This window comes from Acidovorax sp. GW835-FHT14B10 (assembly GCF_058793725.1).
This window is the reverse complement of record NZ_JBXAGC010000002.1, coordinates 162,228-178,180: the sequence shown is the minus strand read 5'-3', so window position 1 is coordinate 178,180 and position 15,953 is coordinate 162,228. Positions and strand designations below refer to the sequence as shown.

Annotated in this window: 18 protein-coding genes; all 18 read left to right on the top strand. The window is 65.3% G+C overall.

The annotated features are described in order from the left end of the window. Nucleotides 1–42: 42 nt before the first annotated feature. The 18 genes from AC1Q5S_RS02785 (at nucleotide 43) to hisB (ending at nucleotide 15,880) form a co-directional block, all read left to right on the top strand. Complete coding sequence (locus AC1Q5S_RS02785; protein ID WP_303833807.1) at nucleotides 43–1,521, top strand: glutamate synthase subunit beta; 1,479 nt, start codon at nucleotides 43–45, stop codon at nucleotides 1,519–1,521. A 274-nt stretch (nucleotides 1,522–1,795) separates the two neighbouring features. Continuing rightward, nucleotides 1,796–2,590 carry an amino acid ABC transporter substrate-binding protein gene (locus AC1Q5S_RS02780; RefSeq protein WP_303833808.1) on the top strand — a complete coding sequence of 265 codons (795 nt, stop codon included), beginning with the start codon at nucleotides 1,796–1,798 and terminating at the stop codon, nucleotides 2,588–2,590. 158 nt (nucleotides 2,591–2,748) lie between these two features. Further along, nucleotides 2,749–3,402: an amino acid ABC transporter permease gene (locus AC1Q5S_RS02775; RefSeq protein ID WP_303833809.1), complete on the top strand. Its 654-nt coding sequence runs from the start codon at nucleotides 2,749–2,751 to the stop codon at nucleotides 3,400–3,402. Continuing rightward, nucleotides 3,383–4,165, top strand: a complete 783-nt coding sequence (locus tag AC1Q5S_RS02770; RefSeq protein WP_303833810.1) for an amino acid ABC transporter ATP-binding protein — start codon at nucleotides 3,383–3,385, stop codon at nucleotides 4,163–4,165. Before AC1Q5S_RS02775 ends, AC1Q5S_RS02770 begins: the two co-directional genes overlap by 20 nt. Before the next feature lie 295 nt (nucleotides 4,166–4,460). Further along, nucleotides 4,461–5,294, top strand: a complete 834-nt coding sequence (locus AC1Q5S_RS02765) for an ABC transporter ATP-binding protein (protein ID WP_303833811.1) — start codon at nucleotides 4,461–4,463, stop codon at nucleotides 5,292–5,294. Then, a complete protein-coding gene (gene mlaE / locus AC1Q5S_RS02760) occupies nucleotides 5,291–6,073 on the top strand; it encodes a lipid asymmetry maintenance ABC transporter permease subunit MlaE (protein ID WP_303833812.1) in 783 nt (260 codons plus the stop codon). Before AC1Q5S_RS02765 ends, mlaE begins: the two co-directional genes overlap by 4 nt. 33 nt (nucleotides 6,074–6,106) lie before the next feature. Beyond that, nucleotides 6,107–6,595, top strand: coding sequence for an outer membrane lipid asymmetry maintenance protein MlaD (gene mlaD / locus AC1Q5S_RS02755; protein WP_303833813.1), 489 nt, complete (start codon nucleotides 6,107–6,109; stop codon nucleotides 6,593–6,595). Continuing rightward, nucleotides 6,592–7,374 (top strand): MlaA family lipoprotein, encoded by a 783-nt coding sequence (locus AC1Q5S_RS02750; RefSeq protein WP_492238296.1) that lies wholly within the window; start codon nucleotides 6,592–6,594, stop codon nucleotides 7,372–7,374. The genes mlaD and AC1Q5S_RS02750 overlap by 4 nt, the downstream gene beginning before the upstream one ends. Before the next feature lie 127 nt (nucleotides 7,375–7,501). Continuing rightward, complete coding sequence (locus AC1Q5S_RS02745) at nucleotides 7,502–8,143, top strand: MlaC/ttg2D family ABC transporter substrate-binding protein (RefSeq protein WP_492238295.1); 642 nt, start codon at nucleotides 7,502–7,504, stop codon at nucleotides 8,141–8,143. A gap of 16 nt (nucleotides 8,144–8,159) precedes the next feature. After that, nucleotides 8,160–8,432 (top strand): STAS domain-containing protein, encoded by a 273-nt coding sequence (locus tag AC1Q5S_RS02740; RefSeq protein WP_492238294.1) that lies wholly within the window; start codon nucleotides 8,160–8,162, stop codon nucleotides 8,430–8,432. A 101-nt stretch (nucleotides 8,433–8,533) separates the two neighbouring features. After that, a complete protein-coding gene (locus AC1Q5S_RS02735; RefSeq protein WP_303833816.1) occupies nucleotides 8,534–9,472 on the top strand; it encodes an ABC transporter ATP-binding protein in 939 nt (312 codons plus the stop codon). Then, nucleotides 9,469–10,224, top strand: a complete 756-nt coding sequence (locus AC1Q5S_RS02730) for an ABC transporter permease (RefSeq protein WP_026437139.1) — start codon at nucleotides 9,469–9,471, stop codon at nucleotides 10,222–10,224. The genes AC1Q5S_RS02735 and AC1Q5S_RS02730 overlap by 4 nt, the downstream gene beginning before the upstream one ends. 13 nt (nucleotides 10,225–10,237) lie before the next feature. After that, complete coding sequence (locus AC1Q5S_RS02725) at nucleotides 10,238–10,480, top strand: BolA family protein (protein ID WP_303833817.1); 243 nt, start codon at nucleotides 10,238–10,240, stop codon at nucleotides 10,478–10,480. A gap of 93 nt (nucleotides 10,481–10,573) precedes the next feature. Further along, nucleotides 10,574–11,842, top strand: a complete 1,269-nt coding sequence (gene murA, locus AC1Q5S_RS02720; RefSeq protein ID WP_492238293.1) for a UDP-N-acetylglucosamine 1-carboxyvinyltransferase — start codon at nucleotides 10,574–10,576, stop codon at nucleotides 11,840–11,842. A gap of 184 nt (nucleotides 11,843–12,026) precedes the next feature. After that, complete coding sequence (hisG, locus tag AC1Q5S_RS02715; protein ID WP_026437142.1) at nucleotides 12,027–12,674, top strand: ATP phosphoribosyltransferase; 648 nt, start codon at nucleotides 12,027–12,029, stop codon at nucleotides 12,672–12,674. A 20-nt stretch (nucleotides 12,675–12,694) separates the two neighbouring features. Next, complete coding sequence (gene hisD / locus AC1Q5S_RS02710) at nucleotides 12,695–14,023, top strand: histidinol dehydrogenase (RefSeq protein WP_492238292.1); 1,329 nt, start codon at nucleotides 12,695–12,697, stop codon at nucleotides 14,021–14,023. 100 nt (nucleotides 14,024–14,123) lie between these two features. Further along, nucleotides 14,124–15,248, top strand: a complete 1,125-nt coding sequence (gene hisC, locus AC1Q5S_RS02705; RefSeq protein WP_492238291.1) for a histidinol-phosphate transaminase — start codon at nucleotides 14,124–14,126, stop codon at nucleotides 15,246–15,248. Next, the gene (gene hisB / locus AC1Q5S_RS02700) at nucleotides 15,245–15,880 is read left to right on the top strand and encodes an imidazoleglycerol-phosphate dehydratase HisB (RefSeq protein WP_492238290.1); all 636 of its coding nucleotides are present in this window, start codon (nucleotides 15,245–15,247) and stop codon (nucleotides 15,878–15,880) included. Before hisC ends, hisB begins: the two co-directional genes overlap by 4 nt. Nucleotides 15,881–15,953: the final 73 nt, after the last annotated feature.

Genomic DNA, 15,953 nt, shown 5'->3' with positions numbered 1-15,953 from the left:
GCAACCCTTCGCACACCATTCATAGACAAGGACACCGACATCATGGGAAAGACCACCGGCTTCATGGAATACGAGCGCATCGAAGAGGGCTACAAGCCCGTGCCCGAGCGCCTGAAGCACTACAAGGAATTCGTCATCGGCCTCGACGAGAGCCAGGCCAAGGTGCAGGGCGCGCGCTGCATGGACTGCGGCACGCCGTTCTGCAACAACGGCTGCCCGGTCAACAACATCATTCCGGATTTCAACGATCTGGTGTACCACGCGGACTGGAAGAGCGCGATCGAGGTGCTGCACAGCACCAACAACTTCCCCGAATTCACTGGCCGCATCTGCCCCGCGCCCTGTGAGGCCGCTTGCGTGCTCAACGTGAACGACGACCCCGTGGGCATCAAGAGCATCGAGCACGCCATCATCGACCGCGCCTGGGCCGAGGGCTGGGTGCAGCCGCGGCCGGCCAAGCACCAGACCGGCAAGAAGGTGGCCGTGGTGGGCTCGGGCCCCGCCGGCATGGCGGCGGCGCAGCAGCTGGCGCGCGCGGGCCACAGCGTCACGCTGTTCGAGAAGAACGACCGCGTGGGTGGCCTGCTGCGCTACGGCATCCCCGACTTCAAGATGGAGAAGTCGCACATCGACCGCCGCGTCAAGCAGCTCGAAGCCGAAGGCGTGACCATTCGCACCAGCGTGTTCGTGGGCGCCGCCAAGGACGGCCTGGGCAAGGACTCCAAGGTGACCAACTGGGCCAAGGAAACCGTCACGCCCGAGCAGCTGCACAAGGAGTTTGATGCCGTGCTGCTGACGGGCGGCGCCGAACAATCGCGCGACCTGCCCGTGCCGGGCCGCGAGCTCGACGGCATCCACTTCGCCATGGAGTTCCTGCCCCAGCAGAACAAGGTCAACGCGGGCGACAAGCTCAAGGGCCAGATCCTCGCCACGGGCAAGCATGTGATCGTGATCGGTGGCGGTGACACGGGCAGCGACTGCGTGGGCACCAGCAACCGCCACGGCGCCGCCAGCGTGACCCAGTTCGAGGTGATGCCCCAGCCGCCAGAAGTCGAGAACCGCCCGCTGACCTGGCCCTACTGGCCGCTCAAGCTGCGCACCAGCTCCAGCCACGAAGAGGGTTGCGTGCGCGAGTTCGCCATCTCCACCAAGGAGTTCACCGGCGAAAAGGGCAAGGTCAAGGGCCTGACCACCGTGCAGGTCGAGTTCAAGGACGGCAAGCTGGTTGAGGTGCCCGGCACCGAAAAGCACTACCAGGCCGATCTGGTGCTGCTGGCCATGGGCTTTGTGAGCCCCGTGGCGCCCGTGCTCGACGCCTTTGGCGTGGACAAGGACGCCCGTGGCAATGCCCGCGCCACCACGGAGTTCGATGGCGGCTACGCCACCAGCGTGCCCAAGGTGTTCGCCGCCGGCGATATCCGCCGCGGGCAGAGCCTGGTGGTCTGGGCGATCCGCGAAGGCCGCCAGGCTGCGCGTGCGGTGGACGAGTTCCTGATGGGCTACTCCGACCTGCCGCGCTGATCGGCCAACCGCACCGGCCTTTCCAACGGCGCCCGCGGGCGCCGTTGGTATTTGTGTTGCTGCTGTTTTGATGGCTTTGGACGATTGCCCAATGTGCGCGGGTGCCATTTTTTCTGCTTATTCCCGGGGTGGCGCATGGCGACCCAGGTGCCGGCAGGCCGCATCGATGGGAGAATGCAGGGTTTTCCCGGGGCGTCCAACACTGCACGAGTGGGTGGTGCATGCCCCGTCCGGCGTTGCCGCCCTGTCTGTTCTTTTTGAAAATCGTTACACCATGAAGAAAATTGCTGCTGTTGCTTTGCTGACTCTGGGCGCCGTACTGGCGGGATGCTCCAAGCAGGAGTCTGCCGCGCCCGCCGCCGCGCCGGCGCCGGCTGCCGTGACCAAGATCGTCGTCGGCCTGGACGACAACTTCCCGCCCATGGGTTTTCGCAACGAGAAGAACGAACTGGTCGGCTTTGACATCGACATGGCCAGGGAGGCCGCCAAGCGCCTGGGCCTGGAAGTGGAATTCAAGCCCATCGACTGGAGCGCCAAGGAAGCCGAACTGTCGGGCAAGCGCGTGGACGCGCTGTGGAACGGCCTGACCATCACCGAAGAGCGCAAGCAGAACATTGCGTTCACCGCGCCCTACATGGAAAACCACCAGATCATCGTGGTACCCGCCAACTCCGCCATCAAGTCCAAGGCCGATCTGGCGGGCAAGGTGGTGGGCGCGCAGGAAGGCTCCAGCGCCGTGGACGCCATCAAGAAGGAAGACGCTGTGTTCCAGTCCTTCAAGGAATTCAAGACCTTCGGCGACAACGTGACCGCCCTGATGGACCTGAGCACCGGCCGCCTGCAAGCCGTGGTGGTCGATGAGGTGGTGGGCCGCTACTACGTGGCCAAGAAGCCGGGCGACTATGCCGTGCTCGATGACAACTTCGGCACCGAGGAATATGGCGTGGGCCTGCGCAAGGACGACACCGAGCTGCACGGCAAGCTCGACAAGGCCCTGGCCGACATGAAGCAGGATGGTGCCGCCGCGAAAATTGCCGAACAGTGGTTTGGCAAGAACATCATCAAATAACGGCGTAACAACCCCCTGAGCCGCTTCGCACCTTCCCCCTTCTCTGGCATCGCTGCGCGATGCGGAAAGGGGGACACTGCCAGCGCGGCGCGGCGGTCGCTGGCCTGGGTCGTGCCAGTGGCCAAGGATAAAAACACACACGGAACTGTCGCGACAGCATGGACTACGTTCTCTCCCTCCTGGGGCCGCTGGCGCAGGGCGCTGCCGTCACCCTGAAGCTGTTCGCCATCACGCTGGCGCTGGCCGTGCCGCTGGGGCTGTTGCTGGCGCTGGCACGGGTGTCGCACGTCAAGCCGCTGTCGGCGGCGGTGAATGGCTACATCTGGCTCATGCGGGGCACGCCGCTCATGCTGCAGATGCTGTTCATCTACTTTGCGCTGCCCTTCGTGCCGGTGATCGGCGTGCGCCTGCCCGACTTCCCGGCTGCCGTGGCGGCCTTTGCGCTGAACTACGCAGCCTACTTCGCCGAAATCTTCCGCGCGGGTATCCAGTCAGTGGACCGGGGCCAGTACGAGGCCGGCAAGGTGCTGGGCATGAACTACGGCCAGACCATGCGCCGCATCGTGCTGCCGCAGATGGTGCGCAGCATTCTGCCGCCCATGAGCAACGAGACCATCACCCTGGTCAAGGACACGTCCCTCATCTACGTGCTGGCCCTGAACGACCTGCTGCGTGCCGCACGCGGCATCGTGCAGCGTGACTTCACCACCACGCCCTTCATCGTGGCCGCGGCCTTTTACCTGCTCATGACCCTGTTGCTCACCTGGGGCTTCCAGCGCCTGGAGAAACGCTATGCCAAGTACGACCAGTGACGCTGCACCCATGATCGAGGCGCGCGACGTGCGCAAGCGCTTTGGCCACAACGAAGTGCTGCGCGGCGTGTCGCTGCAGGTAGCGCCTGGCGAGGTGGTGGCCATCATCGGCCCCTCGGGCTCGGGCAAGAGCACCTTTTTGCGCTGCCTGAACCATCTGGAAACCATCGACAGCGGCCATATCGCCATCGAGGGCGAGGTGCTCGCCACCACCGATGCCCAGGGCCGCTGTACCTATGTGCCCGATGCCGAACTGCGCCGCATCTGCGCCAAGACCGGCATGGTGTTCCAGCACTTCAACCTGTTCCCGCACCTCACGGTGCTGGAAAACCTCATTGAGGCGCCCATGGTGGTGCAAGGCCTGGCGCGCGATGCGGCCATCGCGCGTGCCGAGGCGCTGTTGGCCAAGGTGGGCCTGTCCCCGAAGCGCGACAACTACCCCGCGCGCCTGTCGGGCGGGCAAAAGCAGCGCGTGGCCATTGCGCGCGCCCTGTGCATGCAGCCCGACATCATGCTGTTCGACGAGCCCACTTCCGCGCTCGACCCCGAGCTCACCGGCGAGGTGCTGCGCACCATGCGCGAACTGGCCGAGGAGCACATGACCATGCTGGTGGTCACCCACGAGATGGGTTTTGCACGCGAGGTGGCCCACACGGTGGCCTTCATGGACCAGGGCGTGCTGTTGGCAGCGCGTCCGGCGGAGGCGTTTTTTGCCGATCCGGGGCATGAGCGGGCACGGGCGTTTTTGCAGCACATGCTGTGATTTTGGGTGAAATAAGCGTTTAACCCATATGTAGTATGCGGTAGCAGCTAATGTTTTTGTGGTTCTTGCACGTTTTCTGACCCGGTCTGTCCCGCTCCAGCACGCGCCAGATCCCGCAAGGCGGGCCGCGGTGGGCGCGCGTGCAACGAATTTCTTATAACCGTCAAGCATAGGCAGGCGTTACTTGCATGCCACAGGTTTTAACGATCGGCTGGGCAGTACCGAGGGGTTTCCCCTATGATGCGGGTCCTGCTGTCAGGGCCTCGGCCGTTGACGGCGTTTTTTGTTCTGCACCATGCCATCCAACGATTCATCGGCTGCCAGCGCGCTGGCGGAACTGCGCAACGTCACCTTCGGGTACGGCGAGCGCGTGATCCTGCGCGACCTGTCGTTGAAGATTCCGCGTGGCAAGGTCACGGCGCTCATGGGTGCTTCGGGGGGCGGCAAGACCACGGTGCTGCGCCTGATTGGCGGGCAATACCGGGCGCAGCAGGGTGAAGTGCTGTTCGATCAGCAGGATGTGGGGCGCATGGATGCAGCGGGCCTGTATGCGGCGCGCCGGCGCATGGGCATGCTGTTCCAGTTTGGCGCCCTGTTCACCGATCTGAATGTGTTTGACAACGTGGCGTTTCCGCTGCGTGAGCACACCGATCTGCCGGATGCGCTGGTGCGCGACATCGTGCTCATGAAGCTCCATGCCGTGGGCCTGCGCGGTGCGCGCGACCTGATGCCCAGCCAGATCTCCGGCGGCATGGCGCGGCGCGTGGCCCTGGCCCGGGCGATTGCGCTGGACCCTGAACTCGTCATGTACGACGAGCCCTTTGCCGGGCTCGACCCCATCTCGCTGGGCACGGCCGCGCAACTCATCCGGCAGCTCAATGACGCCATGGGGCTCACCACCATCCTCGTGTCGCACGACCTGGAAGCCACCTTGGCCCTGGCGGACCATGTGGTCATCCTGGGTGCCGGCGTGGTGGCGGCCCAGGGAACCCCCGATGAAGTGCGCGCCAGCACCGATCCGCTGGTGCACCAGTTTGTCAACGCGCTGCCCACGGGCCCGGTGCCCTTCCATTACCCGGGCCCCACGGTGGCCAGCGACTTTGGTCCGGTGCAAGGGAGGTCGGCATGAGTTGGTGGCGTCCTTCCGATGTGGGCCTGGCCGTGCGCAGCCAGCTGGTGGATGCGGGGCAGGCGGCGCGCCTGTTCTGGCAGCTGATACGCCAGGTTCCGGCGGCCGTGCAGCGCCCTGGACTGGTGCGCGACCAGGTGCATTTCCTGGGCAATTATTCGCTGGCCATCATTGCGGTGTCCGGCCTGTTCGTGGGCTTTGTGATGGCGCTGCAGGGCTATTACACGCTGCAGGATTTTGGTTCGACCGAGGCGCTGGGCCAGCTGGTGGCGCTGAGCCTGCTGCGCGAACTGGGACCGGTCATCACCGCCTTGCTGTTTGCCGGGCGCGCTGGCACCTCGCTCACGGCCGAGATCGGCCTGATGCGCGCGGGTGAGCAATTGAGCGCCATGGAAATGATGGCCGTGGACCCCGTGCGCCGCATCCTGGTGCCCCGCTTCTGGGCGGGTGTCATCGCCATGCCCCTGCTGTCGCTGGTGTTCAATGCCGTGGGCGTGATGGGCGGCTGGGTCGTGGCCGTGCCCATGATCGGCCTGGACGGCGGGGCGTTCTGGAGCCAGATGCAGGGCGGTGTGGATGTTTTCAGTGACCTGGGCAACAGCGTCATCAAGAGCCTGGTGTTTGGTTTCACCGTGACCTTCGTGGCGCTGCTGCAGGGCTACACGGCCAAGCCGACGCCGGAAGGGGTTTCGCGCGCCACCACGCGCACCGTGGTGATGGCCTCGCTGGCGGTGCTGGCGCTGGACTTCCTCCTCACGGCCATGATGTTCAGTATCTGACGCGGGCGCAGCCGGCGTGACAAGGAAAGCACGATGCAACAATCCAAAAACGATCTCTGGGTAGGCCTGTTTGTGATGCTGGGGGCCGCCGCGCTGGTGTTTCTGGCGCTGCAGTCGGCCAATCTGCTGCACCTGAACTTTCAGACCGGCTACCAAGTGACCGCGCGTTTCGACAACATTGGCGGCCTCAAGCCCAAGGCGGCGGTGCGCAGTGCCGGCGTGGTGGTCGGGCGGGTGGCGTCGATCACGTTTGACGACAAGACCTTCCAGGCGCGCGTGACGCTGGAACTGGACAAGCAGTATGCTTTCCCCAAGGACAGTTCCCTGAAGATCCTGACCAGCGGCCTGCTGGGTGAGCAATACATCGGTATCGAGGCAGGTGCCGATGAAAACAACCTGGTGGCGGGTGACAGCCTCACCGCCACCCAGTCGGCCGTGGTTCTGGAAAACCTGATTGGACAGTTTCTTTACAGCAAGGCGGAAGAGGGCGGCAAGCCGTCGGGCGCAGGTAGCAAAAAATGATGATGTGGACGACTGCGGGCTTCGCTCGCCATGATGGACAGTCCCGGCTTGCCCGCGCGACACTGTGCGCGCTGGTGCTGGGGGCTGTGCTGCTGGCCGGCTGTGCCAGCGGGCCGGGCGCCCATCCCCAGGATCCACTGGAGCCCTACAATCGCGGCATGACCCGGTTCAACGACAGCGTGGACGAAGCGGTCCTGAAACCCGTGGCCACGGCCTACAAGGATGTCGTTCCCTCTCCCGTGCGCACGGGGGTGAACAACTTTTTCGGCAACCTGGGCGATGTCTGGTCGTTTGTGAACAGCGTCCTGCAGTGGCGCCCCGAAGAGGCGATGTCCAGCCTGGTGCGCTTCAACGTCAACACGGTGTTCGGTCTGGGCGGGCTGCTCGATATCGCTACAGAGATGGGAGTGGACCGCAACCGGCAGGACTTCGGCCTCACGCTGGGGCGCTGGGGCGTACCCATGGGGCCCTATCTGGTGCTGCCGCTGCTGGGACCGTCCACGGTGCGCGACACCGCGGCATTGCCCGTGGACATGCAGGGCAACCTGCTTGACCAGTGGGATTCGGTGGCTGCCCGCAATGCACTGTATGCCTTGCGGGCGGTGGATACCCGGGCCAGCCTGCTGGGGGCCGGGACCGTGCTGGAAGGTGCTGCGCTCGACAAATACAGTTTCACGCGGGACGTGTTTCTGCAGAGGCGCGCTCTGCGCTCGGGTGCTCAGGAAGCCGACGGGAATGACGACAGCGGCGGTGTGCTGCCGCCAGAACCCGACCAGTGAGCGCCGGCGTTGTTGCGAGCGGTTGCAACTGCTTGCGTCCGCGCAACACAACGATGCATGGCGTACACCGCGTGCCATCACAATGAATTGACCGGCGACACCGTCGCCCGATGGAGATAAGACCCACATGATGAATCGACGCAACCTGGGCCGCATGGCCGCAACACTGGCGGTGGCCAGCTCCATGGGGATGCCCTGGGCGGCTTTCGCTGCCGACGAGGCACCCGATGCGCTGATCAAGCGCCTGTCCCTCGAAGTGATGGGCAGCGTTCGCGGCGACAAGGCCATCCAGGCCGGCGACATCAACAAGGTGATCGCCCTGGTGGACAAGGTGATCATGCCCAACGTGAATTTCCGGCGCATGACGGCGGCTGCCGTGGGCCCGGGCTGGCGCCAGGCCAGCCCCGAGCAGCAAAAACGCCTGCAGGAAGAGTTCAAGGTGCTGCTGGTGCGCACCTATGCGGGCGCTCTGGCCGAGGTGAGCGACCAGACCATTGCCATCAAGCCCCTGCGTGCTGCGGCCGATGACAAGGATGTGCTGGTGCGCACCGAGATCACGGGCCGGGGTGATCCGATCCAGCTCGATTACCGGCTGGAAAAAACCCCGGGTGTCGGCGCCGGCTGGAAAATCTACAACCTCAACGTGCTGGGCGTGTGGCTGGTGGAAACCTACCGCAGCCAGTTCGCCACCGAGATCAATGCGCGCGGGGTGGATGGCCTCATTGAGGCGCTGGTGGCGCGCAACAAGAACAATGCCGCCAAGGGCTGACAGCGAGATCCCGCGCATGCTGGTACTTCCCTCCGAGCTTACCCACCGCCAGGCCAGCGGCTGCCTGCGCATGCTGGTGCAGGGGCTCCAGGTTCTCAAGGGGCCCGAGGTGGTGGTGGATGCCAGTGCGCTGGCCGTGTTCGACACCTCCGCGCTGGCGGTGCTGCTGGAGTGCCGGCGCGAAGCGCTGGCGGACCGCAAGGCTTTTGTGGTCAGGGGACTGCCTGCGGCCCTGGTCGGCATGGCCGGGCTGTACGGCGTGGGTGATTTGCTGCAGGTGGCCGGCTGAGCGGGGCGCCGGCCCGCAAGGTCGGCAATGCCCTCGGGCGGCGGGTGCTGTTGGCCTGAAGGCGGCAGCTTGCGGGCCAAGGCCTTAAAATCAAAGGCTCCATGCCCGCAGTCTCCTTCCAAGCCATCTCCAAGACCTTTGTCACCCCCAAAGGGCCCTTCCAGGCACTGAACCAGGTCAGCCTGGACATCGAGGAGGGCGAGTTCTTCGGACTCCTCGGCCCCAACGGTGCCGGAAAAACCACCCTCATCAGCATATTGGCGGGCCTGGCGCGCGCCACGCAAGGCAGGGTGCTGGTGCAGGGCAGCGACGTGCAGTCCGACTTTGCCCAGGCCCGGCGCAAGCTGGGTGTGGTGCCGCAGGAGCTGGTGTTTGATCCGTTCTTCAATGTGCGCGAGGCCCTGCGTTTCCAGTCGGGCTACTTCGGCGTGAAGAACAACGACGCCTGGATCGATGAGCTGCTGGCCAACCTGGGTCTGGCCGACAAGGCCAATGCCAACATGCGCCAGCTCTCGGGTGGCATGAAGCGCCGCGTGCTGGTGGCGCAGGCGCTGGTGCACAAGCCGCCCATCATCGTGCTCGACGAGCCCACGGCCGGCGTGGACGTGGAACTGCGCCAGACCCTGTGGCATTTCATCGCCCGCCTGAACAAGGAAGGCCACACCGTGCTGCTGACCACCCACTACCTCGAAGAGGCCGAGGCCCTGTGCGGCCGCATCGCCATGCTCAAGGCGGGGCGGGTGGTGGCGCTCAGCCGCACATCCGAGCTGTTGAAGGCGGCTTCGGGCAGCGTGCTGCAGTTCAAGACCGACGCCTTGCTGCCGCCGGCACTGGCCCTCCTGGCGCGGGTCACGGGCCGCATCGTGCAACTGCCCGCACACGATGCGGCGGAAATCGAAAACCACCTGGCCGCCCTGCGCGTGGCCGGTGTGGAGGTGCAGGACATGGAAATCCGCAGGCCGGACCTGGAAGACGTGTTCCTGCAGGTCATGTCGGGGACGTCGGCCTCGAACATTCCGCTGTCGGAGGTGGCACTGTGACCGGCTGGCAAACCCTGTTCTACAAAGAAGTGCTGCGCTTCTGGAAGGTCAGCTTCCAGACCGTGGCCGCGCCCGTGCTCACGGCCGTGCTGTACCTGCTGATCTTTGGCCATGTGCTCGAAGGCCATGTGAAGGTGTACGACCGCATCAGCTACACCGCCTTCCTGGTGCCCGGCCTGGTGATGATGAGCGTGCTGCAGAACGCTTTTGCCAACAGCTCGTCGAGCCTGATCCAGAGCAAGATCATGGGCAGCCTGGTGTTTGTGCTGCTCACGCCGCTGTCGCACTGGGCCTGGTTTCTGGCCTATGTGGGGTCGTCGGTGGTGCGCGGGCTGGTGGTGGGGTTGGGGGTGTTCATCGTCACCCTGGCGTTTGCGCGGCCGGAGTTTGCGGCGCCGCTGTGGATCTTCGTCTTTGCGTTCCTGGGCGCAGCGCTGCTGGCCACGCTGGGGCTGATTGCGGGCCTGTGGGCCGACAAGTTCGACCAGCTGGCCGCGTTCCAGAACTTCGTGGTCGTGCCCATGACCTTCCTGTCGGGCGTGTTCTATTCCATCCAGTCGCTGCCACCGTTCTGGCAGACCGCGAGCCATCTCAACCCGTTCTTCTACATGATCGACGGCTTCCGCTATGGCTTCTTCGGCCAGAGCGATACCTCGCCCTGGCTCAGCCTGGGCATCGTGGGCATGGCCTGGCTGGCCGTGAGTGCCTTGGCGGTGCACCTGCTGCGCACCGGCTACAAGATTAGAAATTGACAGAGAACCGACCATGACTGCAGACCAGCTCAAAGACATCATCGCCGCGGGCCTGGCCTGCGACCACATCACGCTAGAAGGCGATGGCCGCCACTGGTATGCCACCATCGTTTCGGCCGAATTCGAGGGCAAGCGCGCCATCCAGCGCCACCAGCGCGTGTACGCCACGCTGGGCGCCAAATTGGCCACCGACGAGGTGCATGCGCTGTCGATGAAAACCTTCACCCCTGCAGAATGGGCGGCGCAGGAGCAGTGACGCTGTTGCCCCGTTGATTCATTTATGGATAGCTTTTGGCGCTTGATGGATAAGCGCTAGGGGCCATTTTCTTCCTATATCTGGTTTTTCGAGATGGACAAACTCCTGATCCGTGGTGGTCGCCCCCTGAATGGCGAGGTGCTGGTGTCTGGCGCCAAGAACGCCGCCCTGCCGGAGTTGTGCGCCGCGCTGCTCACGGCAGAGCCCGTGACCCTGCTCAACGTGCCCCAGCTGCAGGATGTGAGCACCATGCTCAAGCTCATCCGCAACATGGGGGTGTCCGCCGAGCGCTCACAGGATGGCACCGTGCGCATTGATGCCGGTGGCCTCAACACGCCCGAGGCGCCCTACGAGCTGGTCAAGACCATGCGCGCCTCGGTGCTGGCCCTGGGGCCGCTGCTGGCCCGCTTTGGCGAGGCCACGGTGTCTCTGCCTGGCGGCTGCGCCATCGGCTCGCGTCCGGTCGATCAGCACATCAAGGGCATGGCCGCCATGGGCGCAGAGATCGTGGTCGAGCACGGCTACATGATCGCCAAGCTGCCGGCGGGCTGGACGCGCCTGAAGGGCGCACGCATCACCACCGACATGGTCACCGTGACGGGCACCGAAAACTTCCTCATGGCCGCTGCGCTGGCCGAAGGCGAGACCGTGCTCGAAAACGCCGCGCAGGAGCCCGAAATCTCCGACCTGGCCGAGATGCTGATCGCCATGGGCGCCAGGATCGAAGGCCACGGCACCAGCCGCATCCGCATCCAGGGGGTGGACAAGCTGCACGGCTGCACGCACCGCGTGGTGGCCGACCGCATCGAGGCCGGCACCTTTTTGTGCGCCGTGGCGGCGACCGGCGGTGATGTGGTGCTGCGCCATGGCCGTGCAGACCATCTGGACGCCGTCATCGAGAAGCTGCGCGAAGCTGGTGCCACCGTGCAAGCGGTCGACGGCGGCATCCGCGTGCAAAGCGCGGGCGGCGCCACGCTCAAGGCCCAGGGTTTCCGCACCACCGAATACCCGGGTTTCCCCACCGACATGCAGGCCCAGTTCATGGCGCTCAACTGCATTGCGCAGGGCACGGCCACGGTGACCGAAACCATTTTTGAAAACCGCTTCATGCACGTCAACGAGCTGGTGCGCCTGGGGGCCAGGATCCAGGTCGATGGCAAGGTGGCGGTGATCGAAGGGGTGCAACGCCTGTCGGGTGCCACCGTGATGGCCACCGACCTGCGGGCATCGGCCAGCCTGGTCATTGCCGCCCTGGTGGCCGACGGCGAAACCGTGGTGGACCGCATCTACCACCTCGATCGGGGCTACGACTGCATGGAAGCCAAGCTGCGCGGCATTGGCGCTGAGATTGAAAGAATATGACCCCCACGCTCCACCACTACGTTGGGTCGCTGCCCCCCAAGGGGGCCTTCGCGCCTTGGGGCGGCCCGGCGGCGCTTGACAATATGACCCCCACGCTTCGCCACTACGTTGGGTCGCTGCCCCCCGAGGGGGCCTTCGCGCCTTGGGGCGGCCCGGCGGCGCTCACATCAGGAATCCTATGAGCATGATCACCCTGGCGCTCTCCAAGGGCCGCATCTTCGACGAAACCCTGCCCCTGCTGGCCGCCGCCGGCATCGAGGTGCTGGAAGACCCCGAAAAATCGCGCAAACTCATCCTGCCCACCAACCAGCCCGATGTGCGCGTGGTGCTGGTGCGCGCCACCGATGTGCCCACCTATGTCGAATATGGCGGCGCCGATCTGGGCGTGACGGGCAAGGACACCCTCATCGAGCACGGCGGCCAGGGCCTGTACCAGCCGCTTGACCTGCGCATTGCCAAGTGCCGCGTGAGCGTGGCCGTGCGCGATGATTTCGACTACGCCCAGGCCGTCCAAAAGGGCTCGCGCCTGAAGGTGGCCACCAAGTACACCAGCATTGCCCGCGATTTCTTTGCGAGCAAGGGCGTGCATGTGGATATGGTCAAGCTCTATGGCAGCATGGAACTGGCGCCCCTCATCGGCCTGTCCGACGCCATCGTCGATCTGGTCTCGACTGGCAACACGCTCAAGGCCAACCACCTTGTCGAGGTCGAGCGCATCATGGACATCAGCTCGCACCTGGTGGTCAACCAGGCGGCGCTCAAGCTCAAGCAGGCGCCGCTGCGCCGCATCATCGATGCGTTTGCCTCGGCCATTCCTGCGCCAAAGAACTGAAACCTCCACCGCATCAAACTATGACTTTGGTAGCTGCTCCCATCCGTCTGTCCACCGCTGCAGCCACTTTTGAGGCTGATTTTTCAGCCCGTCTGCACTGGTCTGCCGACACCGATGCGGCCATCGAGCAGCGCGTGGCCGACATCCTGGCCGATGTGCAGCAGCGCGGCGATGCGGCGGTGCTGGAGTACACCGCCCGTTTCGATGGCCTCTCGGCGCCGGGCATGGCGGCACTGGAGCTGGCGCAGGCCGAACTGAAGGCCGCGTTCGACACCCTTCCCGCAGTGCAGCGCGAGGCCCTGCAGGCCGCCGCCGCCCGCGTGCGCAAGTACCACGAGGCGCAAAAGAAAGCCTCGGGCGAGAGCTGGAGCTACCGCGATGAAGACGGCACGCTGCTGGGCCAGAAGGTCACCCCGCTCGACCGTGTGGGCATCTACGTGCCCGGTGGCAAGGCCGCCTACCCGAGCAGCGTGCTCATGAACGCCATCCCCGCCCATGTGGCGGGTGTGGGGGAGATCATCATGGTGGTGCCCACCCCCAGGGGCGAGAAAAACGCCCTGGTGCTGGCCGCCGCCTATGTGGCCGGCGTCACGCGCGCTTTCACCATCGGCGGTGCGCAGGCCGTGGCAGCGCTGGCCTACGGCACGGCCACCGTGCCCAAGGTGGACAAGATCACCGGCCCCGGCAATGCCTATGTGGCCAGCGCCAAGAAGCGCGTGTTCGGCACCGTGGGCATCGACATGATCGCGGGTCCGTCCGAGATCTTGGTGCTGGCCGACGGCAGCACGCCGGCCGACTGGGTGGCCATGGATCTCTTTTCCCAGGCCGAGCATGACGAGCTGGCGCAATCCATCCTGCTGTGTCCGGATGCGGCCTATATCGATGCCGTGCAGGCCGCTATCGACCGCCTGCTGCCCACCATGCCGCGCGCCGAGATCATTGCCAAAAGCCTCACGGGCCGGGGCGCGCTGATCCACACGCACAGCATGGAAGAAGCCTGCGCCATCAGCAACCGCATTGCGCCCGAGCACCTGGAGGTGAGCAGCCGCGACCCGCACCGCTGGGAGCCGCTGCTGCGCCACGCGGGCGCCATCTTCCTGGGCGCGTACACCTCCGAGAGCCTGGGCGACTACTGCGCCGGCCCCAACCATGTGCTGCCCACCAGCGGCACGGCGCGCTTCAGCTCGCCCCTGGGCGTGTACGATTTTCAAAAACGCAGCAGCCTCATCGAGGTGAGCGAAGCCGGTGCGCAGACGCTGGGCCAGATCGCCAGCGTGCTGGCCCATGGCGAGGGCCTGCAGGCCCACGCGCGGGCGGCGGAAATGCGCCTCAGACCATCGTCCAAATAGCCGCCTTGCCGACCGACGCCTGTGTGCACGCTGCGCCGCTGAACGCCTGGCGCGTGCTCCACCCCTTTCTTGTGGCCCCCAACATACTGGAAACCGCCGAATGACCCACGCCGCTGCATCTTCCCCGCTCCAGACCCTGGACCGCATCCGTCCCGATGTGCGCGCCATGCACGCCTACGCCGTGCAGCCTTCCACCGGCATGCTCAAGATGGACGCGATGGAGAACCCGTTTCGCCTGCCCGCGCACCTGCAGGCCGCGCTGGGCCAGCGCCTGGGCGCATTGGCGCTCAACCGCTACCCCGGCGACCGCATTGCCGACCTGAAGGCGGCCCTCGCCCAGTACGCGGGTATGCCCGAGGGCTACGGCATCGTGCTGGGCAATGGCTCGGACGAGCTCATCACCCTGCTGGCGCTGGCCTGCGCGCAACCCGGCACGGGCCAGCGCGCCACCATGCTCGCGCCCATGCCGGGTTTCGTGATGTACCCGCTGTCGGCGCAGCTGCAAGGCCTGGATTTTGTCGGCGCGCCGCTCACGCCCGATTTCGAGCTGGATGAACCCGCCATGCTGGCCGCCATTGCCCAGCATCAGCCCGCCATCACCTACATCGCCTACCCCAACAACCCCACGGCCACGCTGTGGGACGAGGGTGCGGTGCAGCGCATCATCGACGCCGCAGGCGCCCAGGGCGGCATCGTGGTCATGGACGAGGCCTACCAGCCCTTTGCCAGCCGCACCTGGATCGACCGCATGCGGGCCGAGCCCGCGCGCAATGCGCACGTGCTGCTCATGCGCACGCTCAGCAAGTTTGGCCTGGCGGGCGTGCGCCTGGGTTACCTCATCGGCCTGGCGGCGCTGGTGGCTGAGATCGACAAGGTGCGCCCGCCCTACAACGTGAGCGTGCTCAACTGCGAGGCGGCGCTGTTCGCGCTGGAGCATGCCGAGGTGTTTGCGGCGCAGGCGGCGGAACTGCGCGCCCAGCGCACCGAGCTGCTGGCCGCGCTGCGCGCCATGCCGGGCGTCGAGAAGGTGTGGGACAGCCAGGCCAACATGGTGCTGGTGCGGGTGGCGGATTCGGCCAAAGCCTGCGAGGGCATGAAAACCCGCAAGGTCCTCGTCAAGAACGTTTCTACAATGCACCCATTGCTGGCCAATTGCCTGCGTCTCACGGTGGGCACCGCCGAAGACAACACCCAGATGCTGGCCGCCCTGCAGGCTTCCTTATGACTTCCTCCGCTCTCGTCACCTCCATGTCTCCCGATCCCCTGGCCGACCGCATTGCCGAGGTCAGCCGCAACACCGCCGAAACCCGCATCTCGGTGCGCGTGAACCTCGACGGCACCGGCCAGGCCAAGCTGCACACGGGCATCGGCTTTTTCGACCACATGCTCGACCAGATCGCCCGCCACGGCCTGATCGACCTCGACATCGACTGCGAGGGCGACCTGCACATCGACGGCCACCATACGGTGGAAGATGTGGGCATCACCCTGGGCCAGGCGTTTGCGCGCGCCGTGGGCGATAAAAAGGGCATCCGCCGCTACGGCCACGCCTATGTGCCGCTGGACGAAGCGCTCTCGCGCGTGGTGATCGATTGCTCGGGCCGCCCGGGCCTGCACATCGATGTGAATTTCACCGCCGGCAGCATCGGCCAGCTCGACACGCAGCTGGTGTACGAGTTCTTCCAGGGCTTCGTGAACCACGCAGGCGTCACGCTGCACATCGACAACCTCAAGGGCGTCAACGCGCACCACCAGTGCGAGACCATTTTCAAGGCGTTCGGGCGCACGCTGCGCGCGGCGCTGGAGCGCGATCCGCGCTCGGCGGGCGTTATCCCGTCCACCAAGGGTTCGTTGTGAGATATTTGATCAAATCAGGCGCTGGTGCTTGATGGATAAGTGCTAGCAGCTATGAATATGGACGTAAAAACCG

Bases quoted from the DNA above. Each gene is read 5' to 3' on its own strand.
- AC1Q5S_RS02740 (WP_492238294.1), top strand. From the start codon at position 8,160: ATGCTGGTACTTCCCTCCGAGCTTACCCACCGCCAGGCCAGCGGCTGC.
- AC1Q5S_RS02765 (WP_303833811.1), top strand. From the start codon at position 4,461: ATGCCATCCAACGATTCATCGGCTGCCAGCGCGCTGGCGGAACTGCGC.
- AC1Q5S_RS02775 (WP_303833809.1), top strand. From the start codon at position 2,749: ATGGACTACGTTCTCTCCCTCCTGGGGCCGCTGGCGCAGGGCGCTGCC.
- AC1Q5S_RS02745 (WP_492238295.1), top strand. From the start codon at position 7,502: ATGATGAATCGACGCAACCTGGGCCGCATGGCCGCAACACTGGCGGTG.
- AC1Q5S_RS02735 (WP_303833816.1), top strand. From the start codon at position 8,534: ATGCCCGCAGTCTCCTTCCAAGCCATCTCCAAGACCTTTGTCACCCCC.
- AC1Q5S_RS02725 (WP_303833817.1), top strand. From the start codon at position 10,238: ATGACTGCAGACCAGCTCAAAGACATCATCGCCGCGGGCCTGGCCTGC.
- hisG (WP_026437142.1), top strand. From the start codon at position 12,027: ATGATCACCCTGGCGCTCTCCAAGGGCCGCATCTTCGACGAAACCCTG.
- AC1Q5S_RS02770 (WP_303833810.1), top strand. From the start codon at position 3,383: ATGCCAAGTACGACCAGTGACGCTGCACCCATGATCGAGGCGCGCGAC.
- murA (WP_492238293.1), top strand. From the start codon at position 10,574: ATGGACAAACTCCTGATCCGTGGTGGTCGCCCCCTGAATGGCGAGGTG.
- hisD (WP_492238292.1), top strand. From the start codon at position 12,695: ATGACTTTGGTAGCTGCTCCCATCCGTCTGTCCACCGCTGCAGCCACT.
- AC1Q5S_RS02780 (WP_303833808.1), top strand. From the start codon at position 1,796: ATGAAGAAAATTGCTGCTGTTGCTTTGCTGACTCTGGGCGCCGTACTG.
- hisB (WP_492238290.1), top strand. From the start codon at position 15,245: ATGACTTCCTCCGCTCTCGTCACCTCCATGTCTCCCGATCCCCTGGCC.
- mlaD (WP_303833813.1), top strand. From the start codon at position 6,107: ATGCAACAATCCAAAAACGATCTCTGGGTAGGCCTGTTTGTGATGCTG.
- hisC (WP_492238291.1), top strand. From the start codon at position 14,124: ATGACCCACGCCGCTGCATCTTCCCCGCTCCAGACCCTGGACCGCATC.
- mlaE (WP_303833812.1), top strand. From the start codon at position 5,291: ATGAGTTGGTGGCGTCCTTCCGATGTGGGCCTGGCCGTGCGCAGCCAG.
- AC1Q5S_RS02785 (WP_303833807.1), top strand. From the start codon at position 43: ATGGGAAAGACCACCGGCTTCATGGAATACGAGCGCATCGAAGAGGGC.
- AC1Q5S_RS02750 (WP_492238296.1), top strand. From the start codon at position 6,592: ATGATGATGTGGACGACTGCGGGCTTCGCTCGCCATGATGGACAGTCC.